Source organism: Streptomyces sp. NPDC020362, from assembly GCF_040642095.1.
Lineage (GTDB): Bacteria > Actinomycetota > Actinomycetes > Streptomycetales > Streptomycetaceae > Streptomyces.
This window is the reverse complement of sequence record NZ_JBFAET010000218.1, coordinates 1-14,108: the sequence shown is the minus strand read 5'-3', so window position 1 is coordinate 14,108 and position 14,108 is coordinate 1. Positions and strand designations below refer to the sequence as shown.

Here is a 14,108-nt window from a genome sequence, read left to right as displayed (position 1 = left end):
GGGTGAGGTCGACCCGCGGGTGGTGCTGGTGTGCGCGGGTGGTGAGGGTGCTGGTGGCAATGCGGCGCAGGCTGCTCGGCATGCGACCGGCGAGGTTCTTGGTCTGGCCCAGGAGTGGCTGGGTGAGGAGCGGCTGGAGTCGGCCCAGTTGGTGGTGGTCACCCGTGGTGGTGTGGCTGCCTCTGCCGGCGAGCGGGTGGCGGACCTTGCGGCGGCCTCCGTCTGGGGTCTGCTGCGTTCGGCGCAGTCGGAGAACCCGGGCCGGCTGGTCCTGGTCGACCTCCCGGCCGGTGACACCAGCGTGCAGACGGCCGCCGTCCTGCCGTCCGTACTGGACTCCGGTGAGCCGGAGTTGGCGGTCCGTGGCAAGGTGGCCCACGGCCGGAGGCTGACCCGTCCCGCCCGTCTGCCGGCGGCAGTTGAACAGCCGTCGGGTCCGCGGCCCGCTCGGACGGCTCTGGTGACCGGAGGCACGGGCACGCTGGGCGGGCTGGTGGCCCGGCACCTGGTGACCACCGGGCGGGCCTCCGGACTGGTGCTGACCAGCCGTTCGGGTCCGGCCGCCGCCGATGTGGCCGTTTTGGCGGCGGAGTTGGCTGAGCTGGGCGCGTCGGTCGACGTGGTCGCCTGTGACGCGGCGGACCGGGAGGCGCTGGGCGCGCTGCTCGGGACGATCCCGGCCGAGCGCCCGCTCGGATCCGTCGTCCACGCAGCCGGTGTCCTCGACGACGGGACGATCGCGAAGCTGACCCCGGAGCGGGTGGCGACGGTGATGCGGCCGAAGGCCGATGCCGCCTGGCATCTGCACCGGCTCACCCAGGGCATGGACCTGGAGCACTTCGTGCTGTTCTCCTCGGCGGCGGCGACGTTCGGTGTGCCCGGTCAGGGCAACTACGTGGCGGCCAACGCGTTCCTCGACGCGCTGGCGGCCGAGCGCCGCGCCGCCGGTCTGCCGGGGACGTCGCTGGCGTGGGGCCTGTGGGCCGACGTCAGCGGCCTGACGGGGCAGCTCTCCGATGCCGAGCGGGCCCGGATGACCCGGTCCGGGACCACCGCGCTGAGCGCGGCCGAGGGCCTGGCCCTGCTGGACCTGGCGCTCGCCCGCGACGAGGCGCTGCTGGTGCCGGCCCGGCTGGACCTGGCCGGGCTGCGGGCACAGGCGGCTCGCGGCGGTGAGATCCCGCCGCTGTGGCGGGCGCTGGCCGGCGGACCGGCCCGGCGGACCGCCGCCTCCGGCGGATCGGGCTCGGACTCGCTGCGGCAGCAACTCGCGGCGCTGCCCGCCGCGGACGGCGACCAGATGCTGCTGGACCTCGTGCGCGCGCACGTGGCCGCCGTCCTGGGCCACGCGTCCGCCGACGCCGTCGAGCCGGGCCGGGCCTTCACCGACCTGGGCTTCGACTCGCTCACCGCCGTCCAGCTGCGCAACCGGGTCGGCACGGCGACGAGGCTGCGCCTGCCCGCCACCCTGGTGTTCGACTACCCCAACCCGATCGCGCTCGCCGTGCACCTGCGCGGCCGGCTCGGCGGGGAGCCTGCCGAGGGTGCGGGCGTTCCGGTCCCGGTCGGGGCCGCGGCCCACGACGAGCCCATCGCCATCGTGGGGATGAGCTGCCGGTTCCCGGGCGGTGTGACCGGTCCGGAGGACCTCTGGCGCATGCTCGCCGACGGGCAGGACGCGATCTCGGCGTTCCCCGCGGACCGAGGCTGGGACCTGGAGGGCCTGTACGACGCGGACGCCGCTCACACGGGGACCTCGTACACCCAGGCGGGTGGGTTCGTCGCGGACGCGAGCGAGTTCGACGCCGGGTTCTTCGGGATCAGCCCGCGTGAGGCGCTGGCGATGGACCCGCAGCAGCGGCTGCTGCTGGAGCTGTCCTGGGAGGCCTTCGAGCGGGCCGGGATCGACCCCGCCTCCGTGCGCGGCAGCCAGACCGGTGCGTTCGTGGGCGGGTACACGTCCGGCTACGAGATGAGTGTGCTGGCGGAGGGCAGTGCCGAGCTGGAGGGCCACCTCATGACCGGCATCGCGACCAGCATCCTGTCCGGGCGGCTCGCGTACACGTTCGGCCTGGAGGGGCCGACCATGACGGTCGACACCGCGTGTTCGTCGGCTCTGGTGGCCCTGCACCTGGCCGCGCAGGCGCTCAGGTCCGGTGAGTGCTCAATGGCGCTGGCCGGAGGTGTGACGATCATGGCGACGCCCGGGACGTTCGTCGAGTTCTCCCGGCAACGGGGTCTTGCGCCGGACGGACGGTGCAAGGCGTTCGCCGCCGCGGCGGACGGCACCGGCTTTGCCGAGGGCGCGGGCATGCTCGTGGTGGAGCGGCTGTCGGACGCGCAGCGCAACGGGCATCGGGTCCTGGCGGTGCTGCGCGGCAGCGCGGTCAACCAGGACGGTGCGTCGAACGGCCTGACGGCGCCGAACGGCCCCTCCCAGCAGCGGGTGATCCGCGCCGCGCTGGCCAACGCCGGGGTCCGCGCGGACGAGGTCGACGTAGTGGAGGCGCACGGTACGGGCACCACGCTGGGTGACCCGATCGAGGCGCAGGCGCTGCTGGCGACGTACGGTCAGGGGCGGTCGGAGGAGCGGCCGTTGTGGCTGGGTTCGGTGAAGTCGAACATCGGGCACACGCAGGCGGCGGCCGGTGTGGCGGGCGTGATCAAGATGGTGCTGGCGCTGCAGCACGGCCGGTTGCCGGCGACCCTGCACGTGGACGAGCCCACGCCGCACGTGGACTGGGCGGCGGGCGACGTGCGGCTGGCGACCGAGCCGTTGCCGTGGCAGGCCGGAGCGCGGCCGCGGCGGGCGGGCGTGTCCTCGTTCGGGATCAGCGGCACCAACGCGCACGTCATCGTGGAGGAGGCCCCCGCGCCGACCGTGAACGACGTGCCGGCGGGGCCGCGGACGGCCCCGGCGGCGGTGCCGTGGGTGCTGTCCGGGCGGACCACCGAGGCGCTGCGGGCCCAGGCCGGGCGGCTGCGCGAACTCCTCGTTGCGCGAGCGGACCTGGACCCGGTGGACGTGGGGTTCTCGCTGGCCACGACGCGTACGCTGTTCGACCGCCGGGCGGTCGTGCTGGGCGAGGACCGCGACGGTCTGCTCGCCGGGCTGGCCCTGGTCGCCGCGGGCGTGCAGGCCAAGGACGTGCTGACCGGTACCGCCGCGGCGGACCGGAAGACGGTGTTCGTCTTTCCCGGTAGCCCCGGTAGCCCCGGTAGCCCCGGTAGCCCCGGTAGCCCCGGTAGCCCCGGTAGCCCCGGTAGCTCCGGCAGCGAGTCCGGGTGGATCGGCTCGGCCGCGCAACTGCTGGACGAGGCACCGGTGTTCGCGGCCCGGATGGCCGAGTGCGAACAGGCCCTGGCCCCGTATGCGGACTGGAAGCTGACCGAGGTGGTGCGCGCCGGGCAGGACGGCCCGGCCCTCGACCGCCCGGACGTCCTGCAGCCGGTCGCCTGGGCCGTGATGGTGTCGCTCGCCGCGCTGTGGCGCTCGGCCGGCGTGCACCCGGCGGCGGTCGCCGGGCACGCCGTCGGTGAGGTCGCGGCCGCGCAGGTGGCCGGCGTGCTGTCGCCGGCCGACGCGGCCAGGATCGTGGTGCTGACCGGCCGGACGGCGGCCGGGGAGGAGCCGGACGGCGAGGAACTGTCCGCGATCCGCCCGCAGGCGGGGACCGTACCGGTGTTCTCCACCCGGGACCTGGCCTGGGCCGACGGCGCAGGCATGGACGCCGCCCACTGGTGCCGCAGCCCGCAGGAGACCGTGCCCGTCCAGGAGCTGGTGGACGCCCTGGCCGAGGGCGGGTTCGGCGCCTGCATCGAGATCAGCGCGGAACCGGTGCTGACCGGGGCGGTCGCGCGCACGCTGGACGACAAGGGCCTGCGGGACGGGAGCGGAGCCACGGTCACCGGGACGCTGCGCCCGGGGGAGGCCCCCCTGCGGACGTTCCTCGCCGCCCTGGCTGCCGTTCACACCGGCGGGACCGCCGTGGACTGGGCCGCGGTCCTGGGCGGCGGGCGGACGGTCGACCTGCCCACGTACGCGTTCCAGCGGCAGCGGTACTGGCCCGCGGCACCCGCCCCGAAGCCCGTGGCCGACCCGGCCGCGGCCGGCTCGGCGTCCCCGGGCGAGCAGCAGTTCTGGACCGTGCTGGAGCAGGGGGACATGGCCGCCCTCGCCGGGATGCTGGGCATGGACGAGCCGTTGCGGGAGGACATGCCGCTGGGCACGGTGCTGGCGAAGCTCTCCACCTGGCGGCAGCGGGAACGCGAGCTGGCGCCGCTCGGCGACGCGCCGGATGCCGGCGGTGAGTCCACGGCCGGGCCCGAGGCACTCGGCTGGGTACGGCAGCTGGCCGGTCTCTGCGAGCCCGAGCAGCGCGAGCTGATGCTCGAACTGGTCCGGAAGGAGATCGCCGAGATGCTCGGCTACCCGTCCGTGGATCCGGTCCACCCCACCGGTGACGTCTTTGAGATGGGAATGACGTCTATGTCCGCTGTTCAACTGCGGGAAAGGATAAACGAGCAGACTGGGCTTAAACTGCCGGAGGGATTTGTCTACGACCTCTATATGCCGGAAGCCATCTCGGACTTCCTGCTGAGCGAGCTGTCGGCGACGTCCTAGGACGGTGGTCCGGGGGATATGCATGGGTTCCCCCGGAAGTCCGGATCATGCTAGCGTCCAACCGGTTTCGGTGGACTGTGATTGCCCCGCCCGACTCCGTTGATGGGATGAACAAGTGCCGAACGAAGGATCGTGGAGCGTCATCTCGGCCCCCACGTCGAACCGTCTTGTTCTCTGTGTCGATTTCCCTGCGGTCGGGCGCCGAGAGGCGGGGTTCGAGGACCTCGTGGCCAAAATGGGACCGGTCTGGTCCGCGTACGGTGTCATGCAGACCAGGCTTCCCGCCCTGCGCCCGTCCGAGCGTCCGGCCGGTGACTTCTACACCGAGTACTGGACGCGGGACGGGGATTGGGAGAAGTACGAGGTCGTGGCCGTGCTCGGCTACTGTCTCGGCGGTGTCTACGCGGCCGAGATCGCACAGCGCCTGACCCGCTGGCAGAGCACCGAGCCGAAGGTGATCCTCTTCGACGGGCAGGTCACCGACATCCAGCTGCTCGCCGCCGAAATCAACAAGATGGTCGGCCTGGCCGGTCCGGTATTCTCCGAGGAAGAGGGGGAACGGGCCCGCAAGAGGGCCGCCGAGATCGTCGGAACCCCCTCGATCGGCATTGCGGACGCCGCCATCGAGATCGTCGGACTCTACCGGGAGATAGCGTCCACCGCGTTCAGCCGGATCGGTCTCGCCGACGCCCGCAGGGACGAGGTCGTCCAGCTTTTCGAAACGTATATGTCATGGCTTTCCGCTGCCGTGGATATCGACCCGGGGCAGATCTGGAAGCGTTCCCTCGCCATTACCTCGGCGGATTACGCCACCCTGGAGAAGAACGGGGCGGCGACCGCCGTCAATGCCACCGAGATGCTCGGTCGGAGGATCTCGCTCGACGTCGGCCACGCCGACCTCCTGCGCGCCGACTCCACTGTTCGCACGCTTCTTGACCACGCCGAATTCTGATCGTCATGAACTCTGAGATGGGCGTGCCCGCCCGGTCCCCGGATCCGGCCACCGCCAGAACAGCGACCACGAACAAGGAAAAGGCCCTGTGGCTGATGGAGGAGTTGGTCCCGGACACCGGGATCAACAACCTGGGGCTCGCCCTCCAGGTCGGCGGCCGGCTCCGGCCGGACGTGCTGAAGGCGGCCCTGGCCGTGGTCCTCAGCCGCTACGACGTACTGCGGACGGTCTTCCACGCGAGCGGCGCGGAACTGCTCAAGGAAGTGGTCCCCGCAAGCGAGTTCACGACGGAGATCGAATCGATCGACCTGTCCGGTGAATCGCTGGAGAAGGACCTGACCGCGTTCGTCGACCGCCCCTTCCGTCTCGACGGCAGGCCCCTGGTCAGAGTCGGGCTGGCCGGCCGCCCGGACGGCGACATCCTCTGCGTGGGCGTGCACCACCTGACGTTCGACATGATCTCCGCCGCCCTCTTCCTGCGGACGTTCATCCCGGTCTACGACGCCGTCGCGGCCGGTCGGCCCGTGCCCGCCGAAGCCACCGCGCAGACGCCGGCCCTCGCCGAGCCCGAGCCGCAGCCCGCCGATCTCGCCTACTGGCGCGAGACCTTGAAGGGATTCACCCCGAGCGCCCTCGACCTGTGGTGCGCCAGGCCGCGCAGTCGCCAGCCGCTGATGACTGGTGAGATCGCGCGCCACACCCTCTCGCCCGAGGCCCAGCACGCCGTACTGAAGTTGCAGCGGGTGGCCAGAACACCCGTCGCCGCGGTGATGCTCGCCGCCTACACCGCCCTCCTCGCGTCGCACGGCGCCGGCCCCGATCTCGTCGTCGGCTCACCGGTCGACGTCCGCGGAACCCACACCTCCGCCATCGGATACCACGTCAACGTCGTCCCGATCCGGATCCGCGTCGACCTGGCCGAGGGCTTCCGCGCGCTCGCCCGGCGGGCCCGGGACGCGTTCCTCGGCGCCATGGCACACGCCAACACCTCCGTCGACGAGCTGACCGTGGAACTCCCCGAGGTCGGCTCGTCCTGGCAGACCGCGCTCTTCCGGCACCTGTTCAACTTCCTGCCAGGAACGCCCGCGGGCGAGCTGTCGGTCGACGGCATGCCGGCCCGGCTGCTGACGGTCGAGAACCCCTACAGCAAGTTCGACCTCGAACTGGTCGGCACGCCCTCCCAGGCGGAGATATCGTTCCGCTACTCCTCCGAGACCCTGGACCGCACCGACGTCGAGGCGATGCTGCGCCGGTTCGACGCCCTGCTGGTCGCGGCCGCCCACGACCCGGAGCGGCCGCTCGGCGAGACGGCGGGCTGGAGCGAGTCCGACCGCCGGACCGTCGACCGGGCCAACGGCACCGCCGACATGGTCGGTGACACCGCCAGGGGGGCCAACGGCACCGCCGACATGGTCGGTGACACCGCCAAGGGGGCCGACGACATCGCCGACACGGTCGGCGAACCGGTGGACCGAGCCGACGACACCGCCGACGGGGCCCGCGACACCTCCGACCGGGTCGACGACACAGCCGCGGCCGAATGGCCCACGGTGCCCGCGCTGTTCCGGTCGTGGGCGCAGAACACACCCCAGGCCCAGGCCGTGGCCGACAGCGAGCACACCGCCACCTACCGGCAGGTGGACGAGACCGCGGCCGCGATCCACGCCCTGCTGGCCGGCGCCGGTGTCGGCGCGGGCGACGTGGTGGCACTCGCCGTACCCCGCCTCGAGGCGGCCGCCGCCGCCCTCGGTGTCTGGCGGGCCGGCGCCGTCTGTCTGCCGCTCGACGCCGGACACGCCCCGACCTGGCTCGCCCGGCAGCTCGCACACTCCGGGGCGAAAGCCGTACTCACCGGCACCGGCACGCAACTGCCCGCCGACGCGGAACTGCCCCCCGTCCTGCCCCTGGACACCGCCCCGGCACCAGGGTCCACCGTGCCGGTCGACCCCCGCGCCGCGTCGGCACCAGGGTCCACCGTGCCGGTCGACCTCCGTGACCCGTCGGCACCAGGGTCCACCGTGCCGGTCGACCTCCTCGACCCGTCGGCACCCGCCTGTCTGATCCACACCTGCGGAGACGACGGGCAGCCGGTCGCCACCCTCCTGAGCCACGCCGGGATCGCCGACACGGTCCGCCACTTCGCCGCCGAACTCCGCGTCGAACCCGGCACGGGCGTCCTGACACTCGCCGCACCCGCCACGCTCGGCTCGCTCCTCGACCTCTTCCTGGCGCTGAGCGCCGGAGGCCGGGCCGTGATCGTGCCCCAGGAGGCCCGAACGGGCGGCCCCGCCCTCGCCGAAGCCGCTGCCCGCCACCATGCGGCCGTCGTCACCGTCCCGCCGGGCACCCCCGCCCGCATCGTGGAGGACCTGGCCGGCCGGCTGCACGGCCTGACCGTCCTGGCCCACGGTGAGGAGATGTCCCGTGCGACCGCCGAGCGGCTCCTCGCCGCCGGCTGCCGGCTGCACTGTGCCTACGGCACCGACGAGACCACCGGCTGGGCCGTGTCGGGCCGGGTGACCGACCCCGACGCCGTGACCCGGGGACGGCCGATCACCCGCACACGGGCCTTCGTCGTCGCCCCCGACGGACGGGAACTGCCCGTCGGGCTGCGCGGCGAACTCTGCCTCGCCGGGACCGGACTGGCCCTCGGCGACCCGGACGCCCCCGACCCGGCTGCCCCCGCCCCGGACGACCCCGCGTTCCCGGCCCATGAACGGTACGGACGCCACCACCGCACCGGCGAACTCGCCCGCTGGCGGCCCGACGGAACCCTCGAACGGTTCGGCCGCATCGGCCGCCGGATCGTCACCGGCGACGGCCCGGTCCACCTCGGCGACATCGAGGCGCTCCTGCTCGACCATCGCGAGGTGACCGCGGCAGCGGCCCTGGCCGTGACACCGTCCGGCGGCGAACCTGTCGTCCTCGCCTTCGCCGAGACCACCGGGACTGCCGAGACCACCGGGACTGCCGAGACCACCGGGACTGCCGAGACCACCGGAGCCGCGGAGACCGCCGACGACTCCGACGGCCTCGCCCAGCGGCTGCTGGCGCACACACAGGCCGGACTCGCCGCCCCCGCCGCCCTGCGGCAGGTCGTCCCCCTGGACGCGCTGCCCAGGACCCCCGACGGCCGTACCGACCGGGGCGCTCTCGTACGGCTCGCCGAGAAGGCACTCGAACAGGGCCCCGGCCCGCAGGGCCCGGCGGCCGACGACGCACTCGTCCGCGACCTCGTCGAGATGTGGGGACAACTCCTGGGCACCGAGGCGAGCGCACAGACCAACTTCTTCGAAGCCGGCGGACACTCACTGCTCGCCGCCGTACTGGCACAGAAGGTCGAAGAACTCACCGGAACGTCCCTCGGGCTCACCGAGGTGTTCGAGCATCCCACCCCCGCCGCGCTCGCCGCGAGGGTGCGCGCGTGACATGCGAGGCAGGGCCGGCCCCGTCGCCGTGACCGGGCCGGCCGTCAGGAATCGGCTCACGTAACCGCAGGGAAGAATCTATGAGCACTGCTTTTGAGGAGCACCGCCTCGCCGTCCTCGGCGCCGGCGTGATGGGCACGAACATCTCGACGCTCGCCATCGGCCACGGCGTCCCCGTGGTCCTGGTGGACGTCGACGAGTCCGTACTGGACCAGGCCCGCCGGACCGTCAAGCAGAAGCTGCGGCACGCCCAGCTCATGGGCGTGCTGCCGGCGGACCGCCCCCAGGGCACGCTGACCACCACCGTGTCCCTCGCCGACATCGCCGACGCCACCACGGTCATCGAGGCCGTCACCGAGGTCGCCGAGGTCAAGGAGAAGGTCCTCACCGCGGCCTCCGGGATCGTCCGGCCCGGCACGACCCTGATCTCCAACACCTCCTGCATCCCGATCAACGAGATGGCCTCCTGGGCCGCGCGCCCCGAGGAACTCGTCGGCGTGCACTTCATGAACCCCTCGTACATGATCAAGATGGTCGAGGTCATCCGCGGCCCGCGCACGGCCCCCGCCGTCCTGGAAGCGGCCACCGATCTGCTCACCGTCCTCGGCCGCGAGTCCCTGGTCATCCAGGACTCGGCCGGCTTCGTGATCAACCGGCTGCTGCACCCGCTGATCAACACCGCGGCCATGCTCGTCCAGGAGGGCGTCGCGTCCGTGGAGACCGTGGACGGCCTGCTGGAGGGCTGCCTCGGCCACTCCACCGGCCCGCTGCGCACCGGCGACCTCATCGGCCTGGACAACCTGGTCGACTCACTCAACGTGCTCTACGAGCGCCGCGGCGACGAGAGCTGCCGCCCCTGTGACCTCCTGCTCGCCAAGGTGCAGGACGGCCACCTCGGCCGGAAGACCGGACGAGGCTTCTACGACTACGGAAAGGTCGCGTCATGACGGTTGAAGAGGAAACCTCTCCCCTCACCGCCGAGAGCCTCGAGAAGGAGCTCCTCGACTTCCTCGCCGAGCGCATCAAGAGCACCGTCGAGGTGGACCAGGACCTCTTCGCGTCCGGCCTCGTCTCCTCCATGTTCGCGATGCAGCTCGTCGTCCACCTCGAAGAGGCGTACGACATCGCCATCGTCGGCGGGGACCTCAAGCTCGACAACTTCCGCACCGTCCAGACCATGACCGGCCTGGTCCTGCGGCTGCGGAACGCGGAATCGGCCGATAATGCCTGAGCGAGTGGCCGACGAGCGCGCCGTCATCGGCGAACTCGTCGGCAGCCGGGCGGCCGCCTGGGACGTCGCCGGCGAACTGCCCCTGGACGTACTGCGCAAACTCGGCTCCCAGGGCCTGCTGTGCGCCCAGGTCCCCACCACCTACGGCGGCCCCGGGCTCAGCAGCCAGGACAACGGCGAACTCACCGCCCACGCAGGCAGCCTGTGCAGCTCCCTGCGCTCCGTCATGACCTCCCAGGGCATCGTGGCCTGGACGATCCAGCGGTTCGGCGACCGGTCCCAGCGGCGCACCTTCCTCGCCGAGCTGACCAGCGGGAAGCTCACGGCGGTCGGCTTCAGCGAGCCGGGAGCCGGCAGCGACCTGGCGGCCATGCAGACGCGGATCCGGCCCGACGGGGACGGCTTCGTCGTCGACGGCGAGAAGAAGTGGGTCACCGGCACCCGCTACGCCGACTTCGTCCTGATCGTGGGCCGCCACGGCGACAGCGACGGCGCCGCCGCCGCGATCGTCCCCGTCGACACACCCGGCGTGCACACCGAGCTGGTGCCCCACCCGATGGGCTGCCGCGCCGCCGGACACGCCAACATCCGCCTCGACAACGTCCGCCTCCCCGCCTCCCACGTGCTGGGCGGCGGCGGACAGCCCCTGTCGATGCTGTTCACCACGGCGCTCTCCTACGGTCGCATGTCGATCGCGTGGGGCTGCGTCGGCATCCTCCGCGCCTGCCTCGACGCAGCGAGCACCCATGTCAGGCACCGCAGGCAGGGCGACGTCGCGCTCGCCGACCACCAGCTCGTCCGCGGACACCTGGCCGAGATGCTCATCGCCGAGCAGGTCTCCCTGCGCGCCTGCGAACACGCCAGCAGATGCTGGGACTCCGCCTCCCCGGACATGGGCGTCATGGCCGTCCTCGCCAAGCACGTCAGCGCCGGCCACGCCGCCCGCAGCGCGGCCACCGCCGTCCAGCTCCTCGGGTCGGCCGGCGCCGAGGACGGGCACGTCGTCGCCCGCGCCTTCCGGGACGCGAAACTCATGGAACTCATCGAAGGCAGCAACGAGATCTGCCAGTTGATCCTGGCGGACCACGCCCTGTCGACTTCCGGCCGACACACGACCCTTGACGAGAGTGAAGCTGGTGGGAGGACCCGTGGCTGACAAGCCAACCCTCGTGAAGTGCCTGGTCTGGGACCTGGACAACACCGTCTGGGACGGCACGCTGCTGGAGGACCCGAACGTCGACCTGTTCCCCGGAATCCGCGACGTCATCGTCGAACTCGACTCCCGGGGCATCCTGCACTCCGTCTCCAGCAAGAACGACCACGACCTCGCCTGGCAGCACCTCGAAAAGCTGGGCCTCGCCGAGTACTTCGTCCACCCACGGATCAGCTGGGGACCCAAGTCCGAGGCGGTCAAGGACATAGCCGCCCGGCTCAACTTCGCACAGACCACCGTCGCCTTCATCGACGACCTGCCCACCGAGCGCGCCGAGGTCACCTACCACGCGCCCGACGTCCGCTGCTACGCGGCCGACCAGGCGACCTCCCTGACCGGACTGCCCGAGTTCAGCCCCGAGGTCGTCACCGTCGACGCCCGGCGGCGCCGCGAGATGTACCAGGCCGGCTTCCGCCGGGACGCCGAGAAGGACACCTTCAAGGGCCCCGACGAGGACTTCCTGCGCACCCTCGACCTCGTGATGGAGATCAAGCGCGCCGACCAGGAGGACCTGTCCCGGGTCGAGGAACTGACCCTGCGCACCAGCCAGATGAACGCGACCGGGGTGCACTACTCCGACGCCACCCTGCGCGGCCTGCTGGCCGACCCGGACCACGAGGTCCTCACCGTCACTCTGACCGACCGGTTCGGACCGCACGGCGCCGTGGGCGTGATCCTCCTGGAACGGCACCCGGACCTGTGGCACCTCAAGCTCCTCGCGACCTCGTGCCGCGTGGTGACCTTCGGAGCCGGCGCGGTCATCCTCAACTGGCTCATCGACCAGACGGCCAGGGCCGACGCCCACCTCGTCGCGGACTTCCGGCCCACCGACCGCAACCGCATGATGGACATCGCCTACCGGTTCGCCGGCTTCACCGACGAGTCCTGCGCCTGTCTGACCACGCTTCCCGCACCCGGCGAAGAGGGCGTCCAGCGCCTGCACCTGCTCGCCACCCCGCGCGAGGCGCCCACCACCATGCGGCTCACCTCGCCCGAACTGGCCGAGGCGTAACGGACACGAGGTTCCGCAACCGGCCGGGATATGGCGCACCGCTCAACCGAAGCACCACCACGGTTGAACACGTGGTCCACCGGGTGGACCAGCCCATATCCTGGCCGTCGCCGGCTCCGGCGCGCCCCTTTTGCGCAGCCGACCCTTTCCTTGGCGGAAGACTCTTTACCAGGTATCTCACTCGACCTCAGGAATGCCGAGGGAATTGTGAACGAGACTCATGGGCCAGCCCCGAAGGACATCGCGGCAGACGGCGCCGAGCCCCTGGCGATCGTCGGACTGAGCTGCCGATACCCTGGCGGAGTCCGCTCACCCGAGGGCCTGTGGAAACTCCTGGTCGAGCAGCGGGAGGCCATTACCGACTTCCCCACGGACCGGAACTGGAATCTCGAATCCCTCTACGGCGAGGACCCCGAGAGCGCCGGCAAGACATACCTCACCCGGGGCGGATTCCTGGAGGACGCCGCCGAATTCGACGCGAGCTTTTTCAACATCCCGCCGCGCGAGGCGCTGGCGATGGATCCCCAGCAGCGTCTGCTGCTCGAAGCCTCCTGGGAGGCACTGGAGCGCGCCGCCATCCCCCCGGCCGCGATCCGCGGCAGCAGGACCGGCGTGTTCGTCGGCGCCGAGCCCAGGGAGTACGGCCCCAGGCTCCAGGAGGCGCCCGAGAGCGTTAAGGGCTACCTGCTCACCGGCACGACGACCAGCGTGATGTCCGGCCGGATCTCCTATCTGCTCGGACTGCACGGACCCTCGATCACGGTCGACACCTCCGCATCCAGCTCCCTGGTCGCCATCCACCTCGCGGCACAGGCCCTGCGGCACGGCGAATGCTCGCTGGCCCTCGCGGGCGGCGTCTCCGTGATGGCCACACCCGGCAACTTCGTCGCCTTCAGCGGACTGCGCGCACTGTCCCCCGAGGGCGTGTGCAAGCCCTTCTCGGCCGCGGCCGACGGGACCGTGTGGTCGGAGGGCGTCGGCCTCGTCGTCCTGGAGCGCCTCTCCGACGCCCAGGCCAACGGCCACCCCGTACTGGCCGTGCTGCGCGGATCGGCGACCAACTCCGACGGCGCCAGCGACGGCCTGACCGCCCCGAACGGCCAGGCCCAGCAGGCGGTCATCCGCCGCGCCCTGGCCAACGCCGGACTTGCCGCGGCGGACGTGGACGCCGTGGAGGCACACGGCACCGGCACCCGGCTCGGCGACCCGGTCGAGGCCCAGGCGCTGCTGGCGACCTACGGCCAGGAGCGCGCCGGGCAGGAGCCGTTGTGGCTGGGCTCGGTGAAGTCGAACCTCGGACACACCCAGGCGGCCGCAGGTGTGGCCGGTGTGATCAAGATGGTGCTCGCCCTCGGGCACGGCCGGCTGCCGGCGACGCTCCACGCCGGCGAGCCGTCGCCGCACGTGGACTGGACGGCCGGCGACGTGCGGCTGCTGACCGAACCCAGGCCGTGGCCGGCCGGAGAACGCACCCGCCGCGCCGGAGTGTCGGCGTTCGGGATCAGCGGAACCAACGTCCACGTCATCCTCGAGGAAGCACCATCCGCCGAGGCCGCCGAGACGGGCGCCACGGCCACGGCGCCCGTGGCGCCAGCCGCCACTGCCACGGCGCCTGCGGTGGCAGACGCTGCCGCCGCGGCGCGTGCGG

9 protein-coding genes are annotated in these 14,108 nt (G+C 72.1%); 8 read left to right on the top strand and 1 reads right to left on the bottom strand.

The features are described from left to right. Window positions 1–379: hypothetical protein (locus tag AB0H32_RS41100; RefSeq protein WP_361132377.1), on the bottom strand; the 379-nt coding region annotated here is incomplete at its 3' end. Between the two features lie 81 nt (window positions 380–460). Here AB0H32_RS41100 and AB0H32_RS41095 point away from each other — a divergent pair. From AB0H32_RS41095 to AB0H32_RS41060, 8 genes are all read left to right on the top strand, one after another. Further along, a complete protein-coding gene (locus AB0H32_RS41095) occupies window positions 461–4,624 on the top strand; it encodes an SDR family NAD(P)-dependent oxidoreductase (RefSeq protein WP_361132374.1) in 4,164 nt (1,387 codons plus the stop codon). Window positions 4,625–4,739: 115 nt separating this feature from the next. Then, a complete protein-coding gene (locus AB0H32_RS41090) occupies window positions 4,740–5,576 on the top strand; it encodes a hypothetical protein (protein WP_361132371.1) in 837 nt (278 codons plus the stop codon). 5 nt (window positions 5,577–5,581) lie between these two features. Continuing rightward, on the top strand, window positions 5,582–9,004 hold the full coding sequence (locus tag AB0H32_RS41085) for a condensation domain-containing protein (RefSeq protein ID WP_361132368.1): 3,423 nt from the start codon (window positions 5,582–5,584) through the stop codon (window positions 9,002–9,004). An 80-nt stretch (window positions 9,005–9,084) separates the two neighbouring features. Further along, entirely contained in the window at window positions 9,085–9,951 is an 867-nt protein-coding gene (locus tag AB0H32_RS41080) for a 3-hydroxyacyl-CoA dehydrogenase family protein (RefSeq protein ID WP_361132366.1), read from the top strand. Then, entirely contained in the window at window positions 9,948–10,235 is a 288-nt protein-coding gene (locus AB0H32_RS41075; RefSeq protein ID WP_361132363.1) for a phosphopantetheine-binding protein, read from the top strand. Before AB0H32_RS41080 ends, AB0H32_RS41075 begins: the two co-directional genes overlap by 4 nt. Next, a complete protein-coding gene (locus AB0H32_RS41070) occupies window positions 10,228–11,391 on the top strand; it encodes an acyl-CoA dehydrogenase family protein (RefSeq protein WP_361132360.1) in 1,164 nt (387 codons plus the stop codon). The genes AB0H32_RS41075 and AB0H32_RS41070 overlap by 8 nt, the downstream gene beginning before the upstream one ends. Next, window positions 11,384–12,460 carry an HAD-IIIC family phosphatase gene (locus AB0H32_RS41065; protein ID WP_361132357.1) on the top strand — a complete coding sequence of 359 codons (1,077 nt, stop codon included), beginning with the start codon at window positions 11,384–11,386 and terminating at the stop codon, window positions 12,458–12,460. The genes AB0H32_RS41070 and AB0H32_RS41065 overlap by 8 nt, the downstream gene beginning before the upstream one ends. Before the next feature lie 207 nt (window positions 12,461–12,667). After that, on the top strand, window positions 12,668–14,108 hold a 1,441-nt coding region (locus AB0H32_RS41060), incomplete at its 3' end, for a polyketide synthase (RefSeq protein WP_361132354.1).